Genomic DNA, 20,447 nt, shown 5'->3' on the forward strand with positions numbered 1-20,447 from the left:
TATTCGCCATTCTTCCTGAGTGGCAAGCAAACCCTGTCAGTAAAATTTGTATCGAATCCTAATTAACTTGGTTATCGGATTTTAAGTTTAAAGCTCTTTGAATAATTATGCTTAATAGTATTGGTTAATTGTTTTGTATCTCGATATAATATTTGTTAATCAAGAAATTTTGCTTTTTGTTAGTCATGGGAAAATGCTTGGGGGAAGCAATAAAAAACCCGCTTCAACGGATTGAAGCGGGTCATATGGGTCGATGATCCAGGCTGCGGGCAAAGGCGCGCGCAGGGGGGGTTAGACGGTGCGTTCCACGCCTTGGTTCGCCGTCTCGTTCGATTGGTCCGAGACCGTTTTGGCATAGGCGCGCAGTTTGAGCAGTGTCTCGCTTGGAACCTGCCGAACGACCTCGCCGGAGTTGCTGTCGGTCGCGACATAAATAAGGCTGTCGCTTTCCGGGTCGACGATATTCTTGCGCTCGATCTGCGGCCGGACCGCGTCAAGGCGGGTCTCGCCACGCCTCTCATTCTCGGCTGTGGGGCGGCCCTGATCGCCTTCCGTGGAAGGCGTGACCGTGTTCGACGCCGGCAAATCCGTCTTGGTGGCCGGTTCTGTTCGCTCCGGAGCGCGTGTTGCCGGCGTTATCGCCGTATATGACGGCAATGGCGGCCGTACTAATGCCGTTTCCATCGTCCTATCCTTCCGGGTTGCTCGCTACTAATACCCGTTAGCATTGGCACCTTAACGTAAGGGAATGAATCTTGCGTTAACGGAAAGGTTAGATTTGGACAGATCGCCAGATCCGCTGATTCTGATGGTGATTCGATTAGGTGCCGGGCGGATGGCTCTTCGCAAATTCTAAAATTACGAATATACGAAACTATACTTACCAAGCTTCTTGTGGAGCCTATTATCTCCTTAATACTGGCAAGAATGAAGGGCTTTTTGCCGAAAAGACAGGATGTCCTTAAAGGCCTGTAAAGGAAGTATATCTATCCAATTACGTTAAATATTCAGACATAATAAATTGGGCATGCATCCATGAAATCGATCAGAGCGCAGTTGAGTCTTGTGATTGTCGGTCTCGCCCTGTTGGGATCGGTTCTCGCAGTCGTCATTTCCGAATGGGTATCCTCCGACCTCATCGGTGTTGCCTTGAACCGGGAAGTCGCCGCCGCCAAGGAACAGCTCAGGGCCAGGATCGCAAGCGACAGCGGACAGGCTCTGGTTCTTGCGAACCTGGTTGCCGGGCAGACCGGGGTTCAGGAAAAATTTGCCGCGAAGGACCGCGAGGGTCTTGCCCAAGAGTTCGTTCCCGAGTTTGCCGCCCTGAAATCCGGTTTCGGCATTCGCCAGTTCCAGTTCCATCTGCCGCCTGCGGAGAGCTTCCTGCGCGTCCACAAGCCGGAGAAATTCGGCGATGATCTCTCAGGCTTCCGCAAGACCGTGGTGGATACCAACACCGGCAAGAACTCGATCTCCGGTTTGGAGAAAGGCGTCGCCGGTATCGGCAACCGCGGCGTGGTCCCGGTCTTCCACAAGGGAGAACATGTCGGGTCCGTGGAATTCGGTCTCGGCTTTCATGAGCTCTTTGTCGCGGATTTCACGAAACAGACCGGCTATCCGCTGGCCATTCTTCGTGAGGGTGCAAAGGGGCCTGAGGTGATCGGCAATCAGCTGCCAGACGGTATGGATCCGGTTGCCCTGCAGTCTGAAACCGCTGGCGGAGGCATCACGGATGGATCCGGCACCTATTATCTGGAACAGGTCGCGGTAAATGATTTCTCCGGCGATCCGATCGCTACGGCAATCATTGCCGTCGACCAGCGCGCCTATCAGTCGATCGCCACGTTCGCGCGGATGGTAGGTATGGGCGCCGGGGTGCTGATGCTGCTCATAGCCGGAGGCATTCTTTATTATGCCAAATGCTGCATCTTCGTGCCGCTGAACGGGGTCACCTCCCAGATCATGGAACTGGCTGAGGGCAACCCTGACCAGTTGATCAAGGGCGTCGGCCGCAAGGATGAATTAGGCGATATTGCGCGCGCCGTTGCCGTGTGCTGCGACAACCGGAAGGACCAGATGCGACTGGAGCAGGAGCAGGGCGAGGAGCAGATTGCCCGTCATCAGCGCGCGGAACGCGTTTCTTCCCTGATCGACGGGTTCCGGGCCATGTCCGCGGAACTCCTGACTAAAATGACGGATGCAAACCGGAGCCTGCTCGATACGGCCGGAGTCCTGGAAAATGTAGCGTCCACAAGCGCGGAACAGGCCAGCGGTGCGGCGTCTTCCTCGCGGGCGGCATCGGACAATGCGCAATCGGTTGCGAGCGCGACCGAGGAACTGACGTCATCGACCCACGAGATCTCCGAACAGGTCAACCGGACCTCGACCATCGTTGCTGAAGCTACGGAAGGCGTTCAGGCCACGAATGCGAAGGTGGCCGGTCTGGCCTCCGCTGCCTCGAAAATCGGTGAGGTGATCACGCTTATTCAGGCGATTGCCGAACAGACCAACCTGTTAGCGCTCAATGCGACCATCGAGGCCGCCCGGGCCGGTGAAGCCGGCAAGGGGTTCGCGGTCGTGGCGGCCGAGGTCAAGGAACTCGCCACCCAAACCTCCAAGGCGACGGAAGAGATTTCCAGCCAGATCGCGGAAATCCAGGCATCGACGGATGAGGCGGTCACGGCGATCGGGAAGATCGCCGGGACGATGGAGCAAGTGAATGAGTATACCGGTGCGATTGCAACCGCCGTCGTCCAGCAGGGGGCTGCGACATCGGAGATAAGCGCCAATATTCAAAGCACGGCAAGCCGAACCAGATCGGTTGTCGAAAACATCAGCCAGCTCGACGCTGCCGTTGTGGAAACGAAGCACTCCGCGGAGGAACTGTTCAGCAAAACCACCGAAGCATCCGAGACCGCGGGCCGGTTCCAGGAAGAGATCCGGAAATTCCTGGAAGATGTTGCCGCGGCCTGATCGGGCGGATCGATTTCCACCTCAAATGACGAAAAGGCGCCTCGGGCGCCTTCTCTGTTTACCGAAGAATTCTGCCGGCATTGCACAACCGGTATCGGACCGCGTCAGAGCGAGCGGTTGATTGCGATGCCATGGGCCGTTTGCGGTCCGGTCGGAGAGTTGCCGGTCGGACCATATGTGGTCGTCCGATTCGGCTGTTGGGCGCCAACGGCCTTTGCCACCGTCGAAACGATATCGCTTGCCACTTCGCGCGCCGTGGACAGGACGGCCAGGTTGATGCGCAGCACCGGCTGGAATTCGGCATGCTTGCGGCGCAGGGTCTGTGTGGCCGCAGGAGCCAGATTGCCGAGCGCAACCGCATGATCCTTGGCCGACATCATTCCGCGTGTGTATTCGTGGATGAGACGCGCCTTTTCCGGCTGAAGGGTGCTGGCATCCCTCAGTTTGCCGCCTCTGACCAGCTCCGTCTCGGTTTCGATCAGATTCAGGAGTTCGTCCATGGCGCGGGTGAGGGCATTGCAGAACTGCTCCGCCTCGACCGGGCTGGTGGGGCGTTCTACCGAAAAGGGCAGTTTTGCCGGTTCAGTCTGGGCATTCATTGGCTGACCTCCTGAAGTGCCAAAAGTTCGCGTTCCACGGCGTCGGCAATCCCAATGCCTCCGCTTTTGGAAATCGACTGCGCGTATTCGTTGATCAGCATGCCGCGCCAGGCTTCGGCGCCATCGCCGCTGCCCCAGGTGCCGCCTTCTTCCATGCCGGTGAACATGGACTGCAGCATGTTGTTGAGAAACGTCGCCTCGAAGCCTTCTGCGGTGTCGCGGATCCTGGACTTGTCCGAGGTATCCACACCGGACAGGACAGACAGCGGATTGACGGGGGTCGTCAGGCTCTTTGCCGGATCAAGCATCATCACAGCACCTCGATTTCTGCCTGGAGCGCGCCGGACGCCTTGATCGCCTGAAGGATGGAGATCATGTCCCGCGGACCGATACCCAGAGCGTTCAGTCCGTCGACCAGCTGCTTAAGCGTGACCGTTTCGGAGACGATCGCGAGCTTGGCATCGGCGTCGGTGTTGACCTCGACCTGGGAGCGCGGCACCACCACGGTCGCGCCGTCGGAGAAGGGTTGGGGTTGCGAGACCTGCGGCGTTTCGGAAATCGTGACCGTCAGATTGCCCTGGGCCACGGCCACGGTCGAAACCTTGACGTCCTGCCCCATGACAATGATGCCTGAGTTTTCGTCGATCACGACACGTGCGGCGAGGTCGGGCTCGACGAGCAACTGCTCTATGTCGGTCAGGAGATCGACGATATTGCCGTCGTAATCCCTGGGCAAGTCGACGCGAACCGTACCTGGGTCGAGCGGCTCGGCTGTCGGCAGGCCAATCAATTCGTTTATGGAAAGAGCCACGCGCCGGGCCGTGGTCAGGTCCGGATTGCGCAGCGCAAGCCGCAGGGTGGTCAGGGAGGCCAGCTTGAATTCGAGCTCGCGCTCAACGAGACCGCCGTTGGCAATCCGTCCGGACGTCGGCACGCCGCGCACAACGGATGCGGCATCCGCCTGCGCGGAGAAGCCACCGATCGCTACCGATCCTTGCGCGATCGCATAGACTTCTCCGTCTGCGCCGACCAGCGGGGTGACAAGGAGGGTTCCGCCCTGAAGGGATTCAGAGTTGCCCAGCGCGCTGACACTGACGTCGATGCGCGTACCCTGGGTGGAGAACGGGGGCAGGTTTGCGGTGACCATGACGGCGGCAACCGTATTGGTATTGAGGTCCACATCGCGGGTGTTGACGCCGAGGCGCTCGAGCATGGCCTGCAGACTTTGCCGGGTGAACGGTGCATTGCGAAGCGAATCCCCGGTGCCGTTGAGACCGACGACAAGACCGTACCCGATCAGCTGGTTCTCGCGGATGCCTTCGAAATCGGCGATGTCCTTGATACGCGATGCAGCCATAGCCTGAGCGGAAAAGACCGCAAGGCCAAAGAGCAGAAAGCAGAGTCTCGTAAACAGTTTCATCGTTTGTCGTTCGCTCATTCGCATCGCTGGACGGCGTCTTTTTGCTTCCGTCCGTCTGACCTTTCGGCTGTCTCCGGATGATTTTCCGCAGGGCCGTTGGCTGATTTCAAAACTGTTATTGCGAATGCCGTGCCAGTTTTCGGTGGCAGGCGAAATCGATTTGATCTGCGGTCAGAGTGGGCGGATTCCCTTAAGTTTTGGTGGCGGAGAGCAAGCGAATTGTATTTGTGCTAAAATGAATGGTGTGAAGTTGCGGGCAAATATTGCCGAGTGCGCCCGGACTCAATTACCCTGTGTCGGCAAATTCCCACGAACCCTTTGGTAACGGGGGGACGCAGTCGGCTGAGAGCTGAGTTGGAAAGATGCGCATAACAGGAAGCAAGCCATTATCCGGAGTACAGGGGCGCGGCGCCAAAAAGGGAACGTCGTCGAACAGCAGCGCCTTTACGCCTGAGCTTGGCGACGAGGCTCCGCAGACGAGCGCACTGTCGGGCGGTTCAACGATCCAGGGAATGGATGCCTTGCTGGCGTTGCAGGAGGTGGGCGAGAAGCCTGACCGCAAATCCAGGGCGACGCGGCGCGGGCATGCGCTCCTGGACGGGCTTGAACTGATCAGGGCGGATCTGCTTGCCGGGCATGTTTCCGAAGAGCGCCTGGAAGGGCTCGCGAAAGAGGTTTCAGAGCGCGAGACGAGCGGCGATCCGGAGGTCGATTCGGTCCTCGATGAGATCGAACTCAGGGTCAAAGTCGAGCTTGCGAAGCTCGGCCGATTCCCCGACTGAGTGCAGGCAGCGGTGACGCTGGGTTAGCCTGCAAAAAGCTCCAATTTTCCTAAATATTTGACCGAACAATGTTTTTTGCGTTGTTATTTTTGAAAAATGCACCGTTGTCGGTTTACAAGCTCGAGGATATATTGCCCGCGACCTAACGGTAATCCGGAGCTATCGATGACGGTTGAACTAGAGTCTGAATATCGACCCTCGGAAAACGAGCCGTTCATGAATGACAGGCAGCGGGAATATTTCAAGAACAAGCTGCTTGCATGGAAAGACGACATCCTGAAAGAGAGCAAGGAAACGCTCACCAATCTTCAGGAGGAAAGCCAGAACCATCCCGATTTTGCCGACCGTGCCTCTTCCGAGACCGATCGTTCGATCGAGCTGCGGGCCCGGGATCGCCAGCGCAAGCTGATTTCTAAAATCGACGCAGCGCTGGAACGAATTGCGGACGGGAGCTACGGCTATTGCGAAGAGACGGGGGAGCCGATCAGCTTGCGGCGCCTGGAAGCCCGGCCGATCGCAACCCTGTCGATTGAAGCGCAGGAAGCCCATGAGCGGCGCGAGAAAGTTTACCGGGACGACTGAGCGACCTCGGTAACTGGCCCGTCGGCTAGTCGAAACAAATGAAGGCTCTCCCGGATCCGGGGGAGCCTTTCTTGTTTCTGGGGTGTCGGGTCCGGCCCGCCGGCGGCTGAAAAGAAAACGGGCACGGTGCTCGGGGAGCGAGGCACCGTGCCCGTTGTCGGCGGTCAGGTCAGGCTTCTAGAACACCTGTCCCGACCGCCGGGGGAGCTTGTTTCCGTGTTAGGCGGATGATGTCCGGAGGGATCAGAACGGCAGCAGCACATCCATGACCTGGCTGCCGTAGCGGGGCTGCTGGACATCGGTGATCTGGCCGCGGCCACCGTAGCCGATCCGTGCTTCGGCGATTTTCTCGCTGACGATCGTATTTTCCGAAGAGATGTCCTCCGGGCGTACGATACCGGCCACGACGAGTTCGCGAACCTCGAAATTCACACGAACCTCCTGGCGTCCCTCGATCACGAGATTGCCGTTGGGCAGGACCTGGAGAACCACGGCGGCGACGGCTGTTTCCAGCGTTTCCTCGCGGTCGACCTTGCCTTTTCCGGTGAAGTCGGAGGAGCTGTCGACGCTTGCCAGGTCGGACGCGGAGTCGCCTGCGGGCAGGAAGATCGTATCGATTGCGTTGCCGAGTGCGCCGCCGGCTCCGGTGGAGCTGGAGTCCTCGCGCGAGCGCTCGGTGGTGTTGTCGAACTGGGCCTTGTCCTTGATCGTCACAACGACGGTCAGAATGTCGCCAACCTGTTTCGCCCGCTGATCCTCGAAGAAGGCCCGGTTCCCGGATCGCCACAGCGAGTTCGGATTGTAGTGGGCCTGCTGGGGTTCCGGCATCGGCATCTGCACCGGACGATAGCCGGCCGTTGTCGTCGGATCCTGGATGGCGTTCAGTGCGGGTGGCTGGCCGACCTGGGACAGCCTGTCAGCTGCTCCGCAGCCGCCGACCGCGGCCGCGAGCGCACAGCTGGCGAGAAGCGCGAACCTCGATTTCGAAATCATTGCTGCGCCCTTTCATTGAGGCTGGCGACCGGGACGGACGGCTCGACCCGTACCTGCCCGCGGGAGATCACCGTGGCGGAGATTTTCCGCCGGGATTGAAGGTTCATGATGTCGATCACGTCTCCGGCGGCACCATCTTCCAGAGCCTGCCCGCGGGTCGTGAGTTTCATGCCCGGGAGCTGGTAGGTGATGGTCACCTTTTCGCCGCGGGGGATGATCGTCGGACGTTCGAAATCGTTCCGCGTCAGCGGGGAATTGGCGCGCAGGTTCGAACGGGCGGCCAATCCCAGGATTTCATCCGCGTCGATGAGAGCCCGTGCCGGAACACTGCCACGGGCCAGCCGGACGGTCGTGAGATCTTCCGGCTTTACGATAGCGCCGCGGCTGAGCGGCTGGATCAGGGCCGACACTTCCACCATTTCGCGGGCCACGCCGGTCAGGTTCAGCGGGTGGACGCCGCCGAGACCCGAGATGTTCAAACGCAGGCTGAATTGTCCGCCGGTCCGGGACCATAGAACCTGATCCACTGTGACGGGATTTTCCACACTCGGATCGGCATGGACCGCTGAGGGTGCCTGAAACAGGGTGATGTCGAGATCTTCGACGGACAGCGAGGCGTCCCGTTCGACCAGAGCCTTTGCCACGATGGTTTTCAGTTCCCTCTGGCCGAGGGTTTCCGCCCGGCGGTAAACGACGACCTTGGTCAGCCCGTTGGTGCCGGCCGCGATCAGTCCGGCAGCCTGAGCCCGCTTGGCAACTTGTTCGGCCGGCACGTCGCCAGAGGTTCCCATATCCGGTGAGCGAAACAGGGGGATCCCGGCATAGTCTCCGGCATTGCGGTAGAAATCGCCGATCGTGACGATGTCCGAAAGTGTGTGGACCTCCGGCTGCAGGATCGGCGCGTCGGCGGCAAAGGCCTGCTGGGACCAGAACAGGCTTCCGATTGCGAGCCCGGCGAGGGCGAGAGAGCGGATCATTGTCGTTACTCCCTACCGGAGGTTCGAGGTGGTGGAGTACATCTCGTCGGCCGCCTGGATAATGCGCGAGTTCATTTCGTAGGCGCGCTGGGCAGCGATCAGGTCGGCGATTTCGGTCACCGCGTCCACGTTGGCCATTTCCAGGAAGTTCTGCTGCAGGTCGCCAAACCCGTCGTTGCCGGGTGTGTCGGTCTGCGGCTGTCCACTGGCTTCGGTTTCGAGGAACAGGTTGTCGCCGATGGCTTCAAGCCCCGACTTGTTCACGAAGCGGGCAAGTTCGATCTGGCCCAGGTTGACGGTGGCGCCGGCGCCGTCGATCACCTGGACATTACCATCCGCGGAAATGGTGATGTCCCGGGAATCGTCGGGAATGGTGATCCCAGGCTGGACGCTGTAGCCGTCGACGGTCACCAGCGTTCCATCCGCATCGCGCTCAAACGAGCCGTCGCGGGTATAGGCGGTGGTCCCGTCCGGCAGCAGGATCTGGAAAAATCCCTCGCCGCGGATCGCGACGTCCAGCTCCTTGTTGGTCTCCTCCAGGGAGCCTTGCGACATGATCCGGGCGGTCGCCGCTGTTTTCACACCGGAACCGACCTGAACGCCGGTCGGGACGATCGTGCCGGCGTCCGACGTTTCCGCACCCATGCGGCGCAGGTTCTGGTAAAGCAGATCCTGGAAATCCGCACGCTGGCGCTTGTAGCCGGTCGTGCGCATGTTGGCCACGTTGTTCGATATGACTTCGACATTCAGCTCCTGAGCCTTCATGCCGGTGGCCGCGATATGCAGTGCCTTCATCTGGTAGGTCCTCCGGCGTTATCAGGCTTCAAGTCGGCCCAGGGTGGAGATTGCGTTCTGACGCAGATCGTCCGTGTCTTTCATCAGCTTGGTAATGGTCTCATAGGCGCGCGTGATCTCGATCACCCGGCTGATTTCCTCGACGCCCTGTACGTTCGATTGCTCTATGGCACCCTGGACGACTTTTCCGTTGGTCATCTGCAGTGGGGCTTCGCCTGTGAACAGCGAATCTCCGACCTGGACGAGTTCCTGCGGATTTTCGAAATTGACCAGGCGGATGGCACCCCCGGTTCCCCTGTTCGGTGGAAATCGTGCCGTCCCCGGCAATTTCGATCTTGCCGTCCTGCTGAGTGAAGGTGACAGGCCCCCCTTCGGTCAGAACCGGGCGGCCTTCGGACGTGACGAGACGCCCGGTGTTGTCCAGATGGAATGCGCCGTTGCGCGTGTAGGCTTCGGTCCCGTCGGCCAATTGAACGACGAAAAAGCCTTCCCCCTTGATGGCCACGTCAAGGTCGTTGCCGGTTACCTTGATGCTGCCGTCTTCAAAGTTGGTCAGCGTGCCATAGTCGTGAACGTAAGAAAGATCGCGGTCCGGGCGCTGAAACTCCGTCGCCTCGGCGACGGGCATAATAAACTCCTCGAACAGCATTCTTTGCGACTTGAAGCCCGTCGTATTGATGTTCGCCATGTTGTTGGCGACCACGTCGAGCTGATTCCGCAAGGCGGACTGGCGCGACAGGGCAATAAGCTGCGCATTCTCCATATTAACAGTTCCCTTTGCTCCCCGGTGGGCGTTCGAACTCCCCAGAACGTCGGCCCGCCTAACTGATTGCAGGGAACGTGCCAAAATCTAAGACTTTGAAAAACCTGGGTAATTGCAGGAACTGACAAGTGCGGTCGGTAAAGGTTTCCGGCAGAAATTAACCAATTGGCAATTTTTGCCGGGTTGCGGTCGTTAACCATTTGGTAACCACTCGTTAACCATTAACACTTTAGAAACTTATTACGCGCGTGAGCGTGTGGAGGACTCGGGGAGCTGAATGGCAGACGAAAATGCCCAGGTCGACGATGACGAGGGAGCCGAAGAGGGATCCGGTGGCGGCAAGAAAAAGCTGATCCTGTTCGGTGGTATCGGTCTCGTCGTGCTTCTGGCTGCAGGGGCAGGCGGATACTTCTTCTTCATGTCGGGTGGCAGTGCGCCCGCGCCGGATGCGTCCGGCCGGCCGCAAGGCGAACAGGAAGCTCAGAAGCCGGTGGTGTTTTACGACCTGCCGGAGATGACCGTGAACCTGGCGACCGAGGGGCGGACCACGTATCTGAAGGTGCGTATCGCCCTGGAGGTGGAAAACCGGGCGATGATCGATCAGATCTCACCCTATCTCCCTCGTATTCTCGATGCTTTCCAGATTTATCTGCGAGAGCTCCGTCCCGCGGATCTAGAAGGATCCGCCGGTTTGTTCCGTCTGAAGGAAGAATTGCTCAGGCGCATCAATCTGTCCGTATATCCGGCTCATGTCGACGGGGTCCTGTTCAAGGAAATCCTCGTCCAGTGATGGTGCGAAATGGCTGACGAAGACGATGATCTGTCCGAAGAGGACATGGCTGATGCCTGGGGGGCGGCACTTGCCGAACAGGGCGCAGGCAGCGATGACGATGACGACCTAGCTGCCGCCTGGGGGGCGGCGCTCGAGGAGCAGGGGGCGGGAAGCTCCGACGACATGGCTGCGCAATGGGCGGCCATGATCGACGACAGCGAGCCTGACCTGGAAAATGCCACGCGCGGCGCCGACCGTGTCCTCAACCAGGAAGAAATCGACAACCTCCTCGGCTTCAATATCGAGGATACGATTGCCGGCGATCAGAGCGGTATTCGCGCCCTGATCAACTCGGCGATGGTCTCCTACGAACGTCTGCCGATGCTCGAAATCGTGTTCGACAGGCTCGTTCGCCTGACGACCACTTCGTTGAGAAACTTCACGTCCGACAACGTCGAAGTGTCGCTGGATTCCATCAGCTCAGTGCGTTTCGGCGATTACCTGAATTCCATCCCGCTTCCCGCCATTCTCGGTGTCTTCAAGGCCGAGGAATGGGACGGTTTCGGGATGGTCACGGTGGAATCGAGCCTCATCTACTCGATTATCGACGTGCTTCTTGGCGGGGGACGGGGCACGAGTGCCGTGCGCGTCGAGGGCCGGCCTTATACGACAATCGAAACCAATCTCGTGCAGCAGATGGTGGCGCTGATCCTGCAGGATGCGGAGCAGGCGTTCGCGCCGCTGTCGCCGGTTCACTTCAACCTCGAGCGGCTGGAAACCAACCCGAGGTTCGCGGCGATTTCGCGTCCGGCGAACGCCGCCATCCTGGTCGAACTTCGCATCGACATGGAAGATCGCGGCGGCACCGTCGAGATCATGATGCCCTATGCAACGCTGGAGCCGATTCGCGATCTGCTGCTCCAGATGTTCATGGGCGAGAAGTTCGGCCGCGATCCGATCTGGGAAGGACACCTGGCAACGGAGATTCACTCAGCGGAAGTTGAGGTGGATGCGGTGCTTTACGAGACATATCTGCCTCTCGGGCGCGTTCTCAGCCTGGATGTTGGGCAAACATTGGTTTTCGACATCGACCCGACGGATCCGGTCACGATAAAATGCGGCAACGTTCCCCTGACCGAGGGAACGCTCGGAAAAGTCGACGATTCGATCGCGATTCGCGTCGGCAAGAACCTGCGCAGACCCAAAATGACCCTGGCCGCCTTCGAGCGGGCCATGCAAAACGAAATGGAGACATCATGAGCACCCCGCCGGTCGGAATGATAATAGAAGGCCTGGTTGCGATTCTGCTTTTGGTAACCATTGCGTATTGCTGGATCTTGAACTCGCGGCTGCAGAGATTACGTGCCGATGAAGAAACCTTGAGGGCGACAATCTCCGAGTTGATGACGGCAACCGAAATTGCCGAGCGTGCCATCCTCGGACTGAAGGCGACGGCGAGCGAAGCCGACAAGTCCCTCGGGAACCGTTTGAGCCAGGCTGAGAAAATGTCAAACGCACTTGCGGCTCAGGTCGTGAAGGGTGAGGAAGTCTTTACCCGTATCAGTCAGATCGCCGAGGCGGCCAGCAGGTCGTCCGTGCAGCGGGAGACCTATGCGCCTGCACCGCAGCCGGCGCCCATGCCTGCACATATGCCGCAGATGGCCGCTCCGCCCATGCACGAGCCCGCTCATCGGGTCCGCGCGCCGCGTGCGGACGATATCCGCAGCGCTGCAGCGGAGGCAACGGCCCGGCTTGAGCAGTTTCGCAGGCGGTCCGGGGGTTCTGCCGCATGAACATCCGCCTGCTCCCTTTGGTTGGAATCTCTGCTAGCGCCCTGCTGGCGCTGAAGGTGCTTGGCCTGGTGATTGGCCCGGTCGCCAATGTGATTCCGATCGAGGGGGCGGTCGCTCAGGAAACGACGCCCGGCCAGGCAGCCGCACCGGAAACGCCACAGGAAACGCCGCCTGGCGGTGAAGCCACGGTGGCCATGCCGGCCGGTGGTGCAGGTGACAAGGACGGGGAAATGAAGTCGGATGGCGATGCGCCGGCCGAAGACCCGCCGGTGTTGCCTGAATCGCTCGAAATCGGCGGATCGGCCGCGGAGCGCGCCGTCCTGGAAAGTCTCGGAAAACGCCGGCAGGACCTGGAAACGCAACGGGGACAGCTCGATCTCAGGGAAAAGCTCCTGCAAGCGACGGAGGAGCGGATCCAGAAGCGTGTGGAAGAGCTGAAAAAGCTTGAAAAGCAGATCGAGGGCGCTGTCGAGGAGAAGCGCAAGCAGGACGAAAGCGAGATCGCGGGTCTCGTGACCATGTATGAGAGCATGAAGCCCAAGGACGCCGCGCGTATCTTCGACCGCTTGAGCATGCCGGTGTTGCTGAAGGTGGTGCGTCAGATGAAGCCGCGCAAAATGGCGGATATTCTGGGCAAGATGTCCGCAGAAGCGGCGGAGCGCCTGACCGTCGCTATCGCGAGTAGTACGGATGACCCGGTCTCGGAACCGAAGCAGATGCAGGCCGAATTGCCTAAAATCCGCTCGAACTAGTCGAATCCGGCGCTTTTCGGCAGTCCGCGTAAGGCCGCGTTAATCCGGTCAAAATAACGTTAAGAACAGGTGGCATCCGAAGGAAAGGCTCCGTGCTGAAGCACATATGGAAACGCGGTAAGACGCGGGGGAAACCCCAGCGCCCGAGACGTCTGGCAATCTGCCTGATGTCCGCGTTGCTGTGTGCATTTTCGATGCCGGTTCAGCTCGCCGTTTCCCCGGTCGCCCGGGCGCAGTCCCTGGAGCCGGTGGATCTCCAGGTCCAGCCCAAGGAAGGCTACGGCCGGATGGTCCTGACCTTCAAGGACCGAACCCTTTTGCCGGTCTACGATGCCGTCATCACGGGCGGTGTGTTGAGGATTTCCTTTGAAGACCCGATCGACATCAATGTCGACGACGTGCCGCTCGACCTCAGCGATTACATAACGATCGCCCGCCGGGACCCGGATGGCAGCGCGATCCGCTTTGCTCTGAAGGGCCAGTTCCAGATCAATACGCTGGAAGCAGGTGAGAAGCTGTTCGTCGACATTCTGCCATCCAACTGGCAGGGCCTTCCGCCGGGACTTCCCGATGACGTGGTGCGTGAACTCGCCAAGCGCGCGGAAGAGGCCATGCGCAAGGTCCGCGCGCTGGAGCAGGCGCGGCTGAAAGTGAAGGAGGGGCCTCAAGTCACTCTTCACATCGGTGAGCATCCGACCTTCACCCGACTGGTGTTCGACTGGACGGTGCGTTTTGATACCGCCTTCGTGCGCGAGGACGATATCGTCAAGGTTACGTTCAATCATCCTGCCCAGCTTGATGTGTCGGACCTGCGCGCGCATCTGCCTCAAGGGGTCGTGGATGCCACGTCTTTCCTGGACAAGGGCAAGCTGAAGTTCCTGATGCGGATCGATCCGTCGGTGGATATCCGCGCCTTCCGGGAAGATCAGACCTATGTCATCGACGTTACGCCGGAACGGATGGAGCCGCGCGATCCGGCCAATGAGCAGATCAATGCGGAATTGAACTCGGGCACCGGCGGTACGGGACAGCAAATGATTACTGCGCCCGGCGTCCGCAATAGGAACGCAGATTCCGGGCCGGAAACGTCCGCGGAAGTCACGGCGCCACCGGACGCACAGACCGACGCGCAGACTGACACGCAGACTGGGCCGGTGCAGGATGAAACCGCGCTGGCGATGGTCCCTTTCAATGCTGAGCCGGGAGAGCCCGGCGCCGGGCCAGCCGCACCGTCTCCGCCGGTGGAGAATGTTCCATCGACGCCGGTCCCGCCGAAAAGCGAGACGACCGGCAACGTTCCGGCGGACCCCGCTCCGGTTCAAGCTGCGCAGGACGCGGCCGGACCGAAGACCGATGAAGCCGCGGTAAAACCTGCGTCGGAAGCGGCTGCGGAGCCTGCCCCTGCGACGCCGAAGCCGAAGCCTGCCAGGGCCGAGGACACGGCAATGGCGGAGACCACTCCGCCAAACGCGGCGGTTGACGCCCCGCAAACAGAACCGGCCGCTCCACAGGCCGAGGTTATGCCGACTTCGCAATCTGCCGACAACGCACCGACCGATACCCCGGCCGGGAGAACGGACGAGCCGGCGCCCGCCGTTGCGGACGCAAACCCGGTCCCGCCTGCGGCCGCCGAGCCGGAAGCTGCTCCCCAGCCTGCACCGGGCGCTGAAACCGCGCGCCGGCCGGAGGGGGCGGAGCAACTGGAAATGGCTGCGCCGCAACCGGTCGAGGTCGTCCCTGCGGAGCCCAATGCAAATGCAGATGGGGCCGTTCCGCCTGCCGTGGTGCTCAACGACAGGCCGGGCAGCGCAAGTGTCTGGCGGGCGAACGGCGGCGCGGAGATTCCCAACTCCCCCGAAACCCCGCCCGATGATTTCGCAGAAGAAGTGCGCAATTTCGTTTCCGCCGAAGCGCGGCGCATCGGCAAGACGGTTCGGGTCGTGTTCCCGTTCGTGGAGCCGGTGTCCAGCGCTGTCTTCCGGCGCAACAACAGCATCTGGATGATTTTCGATACGGACGCGACCATCGATATCCGGGGCATGGTCTCGGCCTTGTCCGACACGGCCTCCAACATCGATGTGGAGCAGCGCGAGGGCTATCAGATCCTGCGCATGGACATGAACGATCCCGTGCTGGCTACGGTCGGACTGGATGGCAATGCCTGGAGCCTGGTCATCGGAGACATGATCCTGGAGCCGTCCATTCCGCTGAAGATGGAGCGCAACGTCCGCGGCGATGGCGGGTCGGTCCTGCGGGTTCTTTACAAGGATCCGCAGAATATCCGAGAGATCGAGGATCCGTTCGTCGGCGACAAGATCTCCATCGTGACCGGCTTCGGGCCGCCGCGGGGCCTGCTCAAGCCGCAGAAATTTGTCGATCTGAACGTTTTGAGCTCGGCGCAGGGCGTTGCCATCGTGTCGCATTCCGACGGTGTCAGCATGAAACTGCTCGGCGATGACGTGATCATCGAGAAGACGGGCGGTCTCTCCCTGTCCAATCGCCATCTGCGCGGCGGCACGGGGGCGTTCAACTCCATCGTCGATCCGAACGAACCGGGGTATGTGGAATTCGTGTCGCTGACGACGGAAGGTCCGGCGACCTATGCGGAACGTCTCTATACCCTTCAGGACAATTTGAGCAAGACGCCGAAAGGGCAGCGGCGGAAGGCGCTGATGGATCTTGCCCGGTTCTATCTGGCGCACCAGTTCGCCCAGGAGGCGCTTGGCCTCATGCGTCTGGCGATCGAAGAGGATCCGGCGCTGGCCCAGGACAGCTCCTACAACCTCATGATGGGCGCGGCCCAAACCATGGCGCATCACTTCAAGGATGCCTATGAACATCTGAACCGGCCGGACCTGAAAAACAGTCCGGACGCCGCCGTGTGGCAGACCATTGTCGCGGTCGCACTGAACGAATGGACCGAAGCGCGGATTGCCATGCCGCGCGGGCGGGCCGTTGTCGGCAACTATCCCAAGACCATCCAGGCGGAATTCAATCTCTCGGCGGCGCAAGCCATGGTCGAGGCGAATGACTTCGGTGTCGCGAACTCGGTGCTGGCGGAAATCGAGCCCAGCGAGGTGACCAGTTCGCAGGCCGCGCGGTACGATATTCTGCGCGGCCGTGTCGCGGATGCCTCAGGCCGGTCCCAGGAAGCGCTCTCGGCCTTCGATTTCGTCGCGAAATCGGAAGACCGGCCGCGGGCGGCTGAGGCCGAATACCGGGCCCTGCGGATCCGCTACCGGGACGGGGAGATCGATATCGACCAGGCGATCGATCAGCTCGCCAGCCTTGCGACCTCCTGGCGCGGGGATGAAATCGAACTCAAGACCCTCCGTTTCCTGTCGCAGCTTTATGCGGAAAAAGGGCACTACCGGGAGGCCTTCGAGGCCATGAAGTCCGCAGTCCAGGCAAATCCGGATTCCGATACGACCCGGCTGCTGCAGGAAGAAATGAACGGGTTGTTCGCATCGCTGTTCCTGGACGGAAAGGCGGACGAGATGGAACCGGTCAGGGCGCTGGCGCTGTTCTATGATTTCCGCGAAATGACCCCGATCGGGCGCCAGGGAGACGAAATGGTCCGCCTGCTGGCCAAGCGGCTGGTCGAGGTGGATCTCCTGGATCAGGCCATCGGCCTTCTGCGTCATCAGGTGGACAATCGCCTGAAAGGCGCGGCACGCGCGCAAATCGCAGCGGACCTTTCTGCGCTTTACCTGGCCGATCGCAAGCCGGACGAAGCGCTGCGGGTTCTTAACGTGACGCGACAGGCCAGTCTGCCATCTACGCTGGAGCGCCAGAGGAACATCGTCGAGGCGCGGGCGCTTACGGCCAGCGGACGCCCGGATCTGGCTCTGGAGCTGGTGCGCAACATGCGCGGCAGCGATGTTGACCGTTTGCGGGCCGACACTTTCTGGGCGGCGCAGAGCTGGCGCGAAGCCGGTGAACAGCTGGAAGCCATGCACGGGTCACGCTGGTCCGACACGATCCCACTCGACGGGACCGAGCGGCGCGACATCCTGCGGGCAGGCATTGCCTACTCCCTGGCCAGTGACCAGCTCAGCCTCAACCGCCTGCAGACCAAATATATTGCCAAGATGGCCGACAGCCCGGAGGCGGCGGCCTTCGAAGTGGTGACCCGTCCGATCGACGCACAGGGTGTCGAATTCCTGGAAGTCGCCAACAAGCTGGCCGATACCGACACGCTTGAAACCTTCCTGGAGGAATACCGGCGCCAGTACATGACGCCGCAGAAGAGCACCGGCGACAAGGTCGCCGCGACAGCGCCGACCGGCTAGTCCGTGAGGGAGGGAAACGCGGGGTTTTCGTCTATCCCGCGCCGAAACTCTTGACGAGAGATCCGGCCACCAGGTTCCAGCCGTCCACCAGTACGAAGAAGATCAGCTTGAACGGTAGCGAGATCACTACCGGCGGCAGCATCATCATGCCCATGGACATGAGGACCGACGCGATCACCAGATCGATGATCAGGAACGGCAGATAGAGCAGGAAACCAATTTCGAAGGCCCGACGCAATTCGCTGATCATGAAGGCCGGTATGAGCGTGCTCATGGCCAGGTCGTCCGGCGTCTGCGGGGCGGGTTGGCCGGAGAGCTCCTGGAACAGGCTCAGGTCCTGTTCGCGCACCTGGGACAGCATGAACGTCCTGAAAGGGGCCGAGCCGCGTTCGAAGGCCTGGTTGAATTCGATGTCGCCATTGACGAGCGGCTCAACGCCTTCGTTGTAGGCCGTTTGCAGGGTCGGAGCCATGATGAAGGCGCTGAGAAACAGCGCGAGGCTGACCATGACCATGTTCGGCGGCGCCGTCTGCAGGCCTATCGCGGAACGCAAAAGCGAGAGGACGACCACGATCCGGGTAAAACTCGTCACCATGACGAGGATCGACGGCGCGAGCGAAAGAACGGTCAGCAGGGCGACAAGCTGGACGGCTCGCTCCGTCAGGCTGGAATCGGCGCCGAACCCAACCGTAATGTCCTGCGCCACCGCCGGACCGGCGAGCAGCGCGAGAACCGGCAACCCCAGAAGGAGCAATAAAAGCGTCAGCCGTCGGGACGGACGGCCGATACGGGGGATCATGCTTTCTGATTTCCGTGGATTTCATCCAGAAGCTTTGCCATTTCATCCTCGATCGGATTGGCCTCGGCGTCCGGACCTGGTTGCCCATTTTCCGGTTTCTTGTCTTCCGATTTGGTGTCCTGATCAGCGGCCTTTGTCTCGGTCTCAGCCGCTTGGGCCTTAGCAGTTTGGGCCTCAACCGACTGGGCTTCTGCCGGGGGGGGCTGGGCGCCGTCTTCCGTGGCCTTGCCGTCGTCAGCGGCCGTGCCGGTGTCCGAAGCAGGCTCTCCGCCCGCCCCGTCTTCCGATTTGGTTTCCGATGACACGGTTTTTTCCGCAGTAGAGCCTTGTTCGGAGGGCGGGGCCTCTGCGGCAGCCGTCGCTTCGGTCTTCGTCTGCTCGGCTGCGGCTGTCTCCGTTGCGGCGTCTTCCGGCGTGTTCACGGCCGGAGCCGGCTTCGGCGTGTCTGTCTTCTCCGGAGCCGCCGGCTGTTCCATCGCCGGCGTTTCCGCAGATACTTCATCGGTTGAGGCCGGAGATGACGCAGGTTCTGCTTTTGCCTCTGCCGGTTGAGTCGGAGCGGCCGGTGTTTCGACCACAGGCGTTTCGACCACAGGTGCTTCGACCGCTGGTGCTTCCGCCTTTACGGTCGGGTCGGCGGGCTTTGTATCCGCACTCGGCGGCGGAGAGGCCTTGGCCTCGGAAACGTTTTCTACGGCGGGTGCCGGTTCGGCTTCCATCACCGGTTCCTTACGTTCCTCCAAAGGACCTTTCGGAAAGGCGGTCAAGGCCTTGGCGGCGGGACCGGAGGAGGGGGGGGAAACCGTTCTGGTTGGCCCGACGGGCCTCGGCGCAGCCGGTCGGCTCTGCAGCGGTTTGGCCAGGGTGCGGGCAAAAGCGGCCGTCTGGGGTTCACCCGAGGAGGCCGGTGCCGTCGGCCGATCCGCGGCGCGGGGCGGTTGAGGGGTCTGGGGAGCGGGGGGCGTTTTCGCCGCGGAGGCCTGGGGAACCTGAGGTTCCCGGCGCTCCGGTTGTGCGGGCGTGTCTCCCTCTTCCTTCTTTCCTGCTTCCTGCGGCTTGATGGCGGCCAGGGTCCTGGAGAATGCGGAGACCGCGGCGCCAGTTCTTGACGGTTGTTCTCTTGAGGGCGGCGTTTGGGGCTTTTCGGCTGAGGGGCTCGCGGATCTGGTCAGGTCGCCGAGCCTTGAGCGCAGGGAGGAAACGGTGGCGCTGCCACTGCTTGCTGCCGCTCTCGCCGCCGATACCTGGGGTGCTGCTTCCGCAGCGTGCGATGCCGGAGCCTGTGAAGGTGCAGGCTGAGGTGGCGTTAGGACGGGTGCGCTGGGGGGCGGGGCACTGGAGGCCCGGGCACTGGGAATCGAGGCACTGGGGATCGGGGTGCTGCGCTGCGGACCTTCGACAGGACCGGCTGCGGCGGCTGGTGGGGACACGGGGGCTGCCGGTTCCGGATAAGGTGCGCTGGTCGGCGCTGCGACGGGTGCGGGAACGGAGGCTGCCATACCGTCCATGTTGTTCGACATCTGGGGATTGCCGTTGGTCAGGGTCGGCTGCTGGCGGGGATGCCCGGCTGCAAGCGGCGTTCCCCGGATAATTCCCTGTTCCACGACCACATCGCTCGGCCCGCCGATCAGGATCAGGTGCTCGATATTGTCGCGGCGGACCAGGACGAGGCGGCGCCTGGTATCGACACTGGCACTGTCCATGATGGCCAGTCGTGGCTGTCTGCTTCTGACCGAAGGATTGCGTGCCCCGGCCAGCCACTTGATGATGAAGACAAAGAGGGCAAACAGGGCCAGGACGACCGCGAGTGCCATCGCGAAGACCAGACCACGCGCCAACCCGTCGCTGAGGCCAAAAGTAGTTTCAATCCAAGTGTACATACTTCCCTCGAATTAAGGCTCGCCAAGCGGGCCTTTGACACCGGCCGCACTTCCCTATGCAGTCTTGTTATTGCCGACCGTCGCGTTGATCCACCGCGTTTCCGCCCTCCGCGGCAGCGCTCGCTATCGAATCCTTCATGTTTTTAAAGTTAACAGAAGTGGGCAAATTCTGCCCGTCATCAGGGACTTAAATCTTGCAAATTGCAAAGGTCGGCGCTGATCTTCCACGGTTTTCTGCTGTTGCGGGGTGGGGTGCGGGTGATGCGTTAACTTTT

At 60.9% G+C, this 20,447-nt stretch carries 19 protein-coding genes; 8 read left to right on the forward strand and 11 right to left on the reverse strand.

The window, feature by feature from the left end:
* Positions 1 to 291 precede the first annotated feature (291 nt).
* Positions 292 to 684: a hypothetical protein gene (locus ABIN98_RS25275; protein WP_346914387.1), complete on the reverse strand. Its 393-nt coding sequence runs from the start codon at positions 682 to 684 to the stop codon at positions 292 to 294.
* Positions 685 to 1,035: 351 nt separating this feature from the next.
* Here ABIN98_RS25275 and ABIN98_RS25280 point away from each other — a divergent pair, with 351 nt between their 5' ends.
* The gene (locus ABIN98_RS25280; protein WP_346914389.1) at positions 1,036 to 2,973 is read left to right on the forward strand and encodes a cache domain-containing protein; all 1,938 of its coding nucleotides are present in this window, start codon (positions 1,036 to 1,038) and stop codon (positions 2,971 to 2,973) included.
* Positions 2,974 to 3,077: 104 nt separating this feature from the next.
* Here ABIN98_RS25280 and ABIN98_RS25285 read toward each other — a convergent pair whose 3' ends face one another.
* Genes ABIN98_RS25285 through ABIN98_RS25295 form a run of 3 tightly spaced genes read right to left on the reverse strand, consistent with a single transcriptional unit; the run spans position 3,078 to position 4,992 of the window.
* Entirely contained in the window at positions 3,078 to 3,572 is a 495-nt protein-coding gene (locus ABIN98_RS25285; protein ID WP_346914391.1) for a flagellar protein FlgN, read from the reverse strand.
* Complete coding sequence (locus tag ABIN98_RS25290) at positions 3,569 to 3,883, reverse strand: rod-binding protein (RefSeq protein WP_346914393.1); 315 nt, start codon at positions 3,881 to 3,883, stop codon at positions 3,569 to 3,571. Before ABIN98_RS25290 ends, ABIN98_RS25285 begins: the two co-directional genes overlap by 4 nt.
* Complete coding sequence (locus ABIN98_RS25295; RefSeq protein WP_394701611.1) at positions 3,883 to 4,992, reverse strand: flagellar basal body P-ring protein FlgI; 1,110 nt, start codon at positions 4,990 to 4,992, stop codon at positions 3,883 to 3,885. Before ABIN98_RS25295 ends, ABIN98_RS25290 begins: the two co-directional genes overlap by 1 nt.
* Before the next feature lie 362 nt (positions 4,993 to 5,354).
* Between ABIN98_RS25295 and ABIN98_RS25300 the strand changes: the two genes are divergently transcribed.
* Together ABIN98_RS25300 and dksA are read left to right on the forward strand one after the other, a co-directional pair.
* On the forward strand, positions 5,355 to 5,774 hold the full coding sequence (locus ABIN98_RS25300) for a flagellar assembly protein FliX (protein ID WP_346914395.1): 420 nt from the start codon (positions 5,355 to 5,357) through the stop codon (positions 5,772 to 5,774).
* Positions 5,775 to 5,939: 165 nt separating this feature from the next.
* Positions 5,940 to 6,356, forward strand: a complete 417-nt coding sequence (gene dksA, locus ABIN98_RS25305) for an RNA polymerase-binding protein DksA (protein WP_190292809.1) — start codon at positions 5,940 to 5,942, stop codon at positions 6,354 to 6,356.
* Between the two features lie 243 nt (positions 6,357 to 6,599).
* Here dksA and flgH read toward each other — a convergent pair whose 3' ends face one another.
* Genes flgH through ABIN98_RS25330 form a run of 5 tightly spaced genes read right to left on the reverse strand, consistent with a single transcriptional unit; the run spans position 6,600 to position 9,884 of the window.
* The gene (gene flgH / locus ABIN98_RS25310) at positions 6,600 to 7,349 is read right to left on the reverse strand and encodes a flagellar basal body L-ring protein FlgH (protein WP_346914398.1); all 750 of its coding nucleotides are present in this window, start codon (positions 7,347 to 7,349) and stop codon (positions 6,600 to 6,602) included.
* Entirely contained in the window at positions 7,346 to 8,326 is a 981-nt protein-coding gene (gene flgA, locus ABIN98_RS25315) for a flagellar basal body P-ring formation chaperone FlgA (protein WP_346914400.1), read from the reverse strand. Before flgA ends, flgH begins: the two co-directional genes overlap by 4 nt.
* 12 nt (positions 8,327 to 8,338) lie before the next feature.
* On the reverse strand, positions 8,339 to 9,121 hold the full coding sequence (gene flgG / locus ABIN98_RS25320) for a flagellar basal-body rod protein FlgG (protein ID WP_346914402.1): 783 nt from the start codon (positions 9,119 to 9,121) through the stop codon (positions 8,339 to 8,341).
* Between the two features lie 21 nt (positions 9,122 to 9,142).
* Positions 9,143 to 9,247 (reverse strand): flagellar basal body rod C-terminal domain-containing protein, encoded by a 105-nt coding sequence (locus ABIN98_RS25325; RefSeq protein ID WP_394701612.1) that lies wholly within the window; start codon positions 9,245 to 9,247, stop codon positions 9,143 to 9,145.
* A complete protein-coding gene (locus ABIN98_RS25330) occupies positions 9,222 to 9,884 on the reverse strand; it encodes a flagellar hook-basal body complex protein (protein WP_394701613.1) in 663 nt (220 codons plus the stop codon). The genes ABIN98_RS25325 and ABIN98_RS25330 overlap by 26 nt, the downstream gene beginning before the upstream one ends.
* A 277-nt stretch (positions 9,885 to 10,161) precedes the next feature.
* On the opposite strand from ABIN98_RS25330, the gene ABIN98_RS25335 reads away from it, so the two are divergent.
* The 5 genes from ABIN98_RS25335 (at position 10,162) to ABIN98_RS25355 (ending at position 17,493) form a co-directional block, all read left to right on the forward strand.
* Positions 10,162 to 10,674, forward strand: coding sequence for a flagellar basal body-associated FliL family protein (locus ABIN98_RS25335; protein WP_346914406.1), 513 nt, complete (start codon positions 10,162 to 10,164; stop codon positions 10,672 to 10,674).
* 9 nt (positions 10,675 to 10,683) lie between these two features.
* A complete protein-coding gene (fliM, locus tag ABIN98_RS25340) occupies positions 10,684 to 11,916 on the forward strand; it encodes a flagellar motor switch protein FliM (protein WP_394701614.1) in 1,233 nt (410 codons plus the stop codon).
* Complete coding sequence (locus ABIN98_RS25345; protein ID WP_346914408.1) at positions 11,913 to 12,449, forward strand: DUF6468 domain-containing protein; 537 nt, start codon at positions 11,913 to 11,915, stop codon at positions 12,447 to 12,449. Before fliM ends, ABIN98_RS25345 begins: the two co-directional genes overlap by 4 nt.
* Positions 12,446 to 13,201 carry a hypothetical protein gene (locus tag ABIN98_RS25350; protein ID WP_346914409.1) on the forward strand — a complete coding sequence of 252 codons (756 nt, stop codon included), beginning with the start codon at positions 12,446 to 12,448 and terminating at the stop codon, positions 13,199 to 13,201. The genes ABIN98_RS25345 and ABIN98_RS25350 overlap by 4 nt, the downstream gene beginning before the upstream one ends.
* Positions 13,202 to 13,395: 194 nt before the next feature.
* Positions 13,396 to 17,493, forward strand: a complete 4,098-nt coding sequence (locus ABIN98_RS25355; RefSeq protein WP_394701616.1) for a hypothetical protein — start codon at positions 13,396 to 13,398, stop codon at positions 17,491 to 17,493.
* Between the two features lie 31 nt (positions 17,494 to 17,524).
* Here the strand turns inward: ABIN98_RS25355 and fliP are convergent, their stop codons facing one another.
* Complete coding sequence (gene fliP, locus ABIN98_RS25360) at positions 17,525 to 18,292, reverse strand: flagellar type III secretion system pore protein FliP (protein WP_346914413.1); 768 nt, start codon at positions 18,290 to 18,292, stop codon at positions 17,525 to 17,527.
* Positions 18,289 to 20,172, reverse strand: coding sequence for a hypothetical protein (locus ABIN98_RS25365; RefSeq protein WP_346914415.1), 1,884 nt, complete (start codon positions 20,170 to 20,172; stop codon positions 18,289 to 18,291). Before ABIN98_RS25365 ends, fliP begins: the two co-directional genes overlap by 4 nt.
* Between the last annotated feature and the right edge of the window lie 275 nt (positions 20,173 to 20,447).

This window comes from uncultured Roseibium sp., assembly GCF_963675095.2.
Taxonomy (GTDB): domain Bacteria; phylum Pseudomonadota; class Alphaproteobacteria; order Rhizobiales; family Stappiaceae; genus Roseibium.

Bases quoted from the DNA above. Each gene is read 5' to 3' on its own strand.
- ABIN98_RS25275 (WP_346914387.1), bottom strand. From the start codon at position 684: ATGGAAACGGCATTAGTACGGCCGCCATTGCCGTCATATACGGCGATA.
- ABIN98_RS25280 (WP_346914389.1), top strand. From the start codon at position 1,036: ATGAAATCGATCAGAGCGCAGTTGAGTCTTGTGATTGTCGGTCTCGCC.
- ABIN98_RS25285 (WP_346914391.1), bottom strand. From the start codon at position 3,572: ATGAATGCCCAGACTGAACCGGCAAAACTGCCCTTTTCGGTAGAACGC.
- ABIN98_RS25290 (WP_346914393.1), bottom strand. From the start codon at position 3,883: ATGATGCTTGATCCGGCAAAGAGCCTGACGACCCCCGTCAATCCGCTG.
- ABIN98_RS25295 (WP_394701611.1), bottom strand. From the start codon at position 4,992: ATGAAACTGTTTACGAGACTCTGCTTTCTGCTCTTTGGCCTTGCGGTC.
- ABIN98_RS25300 (WP_346914395.1), top strand. From the start codon at position 5,355: ATGCGCATAACAGGAAGCAAGCCATTATCCGGAGTACAGGGGCGCGGC.
- dksA (WP_190292809.1), top strand. From the start codon at position 5,940: ATGACGGTTGAACTAGAGTCTGAATATCGACCCTCGGAAAACGAGCCG.
- flgH (WP_346914398.1), bottom strand. From the start codon at position 7,349: ATGATTTCGAAATCGAGGTTCGCGCTTCTCGCCAGCTGTGCGCTCGCG.
- flgA (WP_346914400.1), bottom strand. From the start codon at position 8,326: ATGATCCGCTCTCTCGCCCTCGCCGGGCTCGCAATCGGAAGCCTGTTC.
- flgG (WP_346914402.1), bottom strand. From the start codon at position 9,121: ATGAAGGCACTGCATATCGCGGCCACCGGCATGAAGGCTCAGGAGCTG.
- ABIN98_RS25330 (WP_394701613.1), bottom strand. From the start codon at position 9,884: ATGGAGAATGCGCAGCTTATTGCCCTGTCGCGCCAGTCCGCCTTGCGG.
- ABIN98_RS25335 (WP_346914406.1), top strand. From the start codon at position 10,162: ATGGCAGACGAAAATGCCCAGGTCGACGATGACGAGGGAGCCGAAGAG.
- fliM (WP_394701614.1), top strand. From the start codon at position 10,684: ATGGCTGACGAAGACGATGATCTGTCCGAAGAGGACATGGCTGATGCC.
- ABIN98_RS25345 (WP_346914408.1), top strand. From the start codon at position 11,913: ATGAGCACCCCGCCGGTCGGAATGATAATAGAAGGCCTGGTTGCGATT.
- ABIN98_RS25350 (WP_346914409.1), top strand. From the start codon at position 12,446: ATGAACATCCGCCTGCTCCCTTTGGTTGGAATCTCTGCTAGCGCCCTG.
- ABIN98_RS25355 (WP_394701616.1), top strand. From the start codon at position 13,396: ATGCCGGTTCAGCTCGCCGTTTCCCCGGTCGCCCGGGCGCAGTCCCTG.
- fliP (WP_346914413.1), bottom strand. From the start codon at position 18,292: ATGATCCCCCGTATCGGCCGTCCGTCCCGACGGCTGACGCTTTTATTG.
- ABIN98_RS25365 (WP_346914415.1), bottom strand. From the start codon at position 20,172: ATGTACACTTGGATTGAAACTACTTTTGGCCTCAGCGACGGGTTGGCG.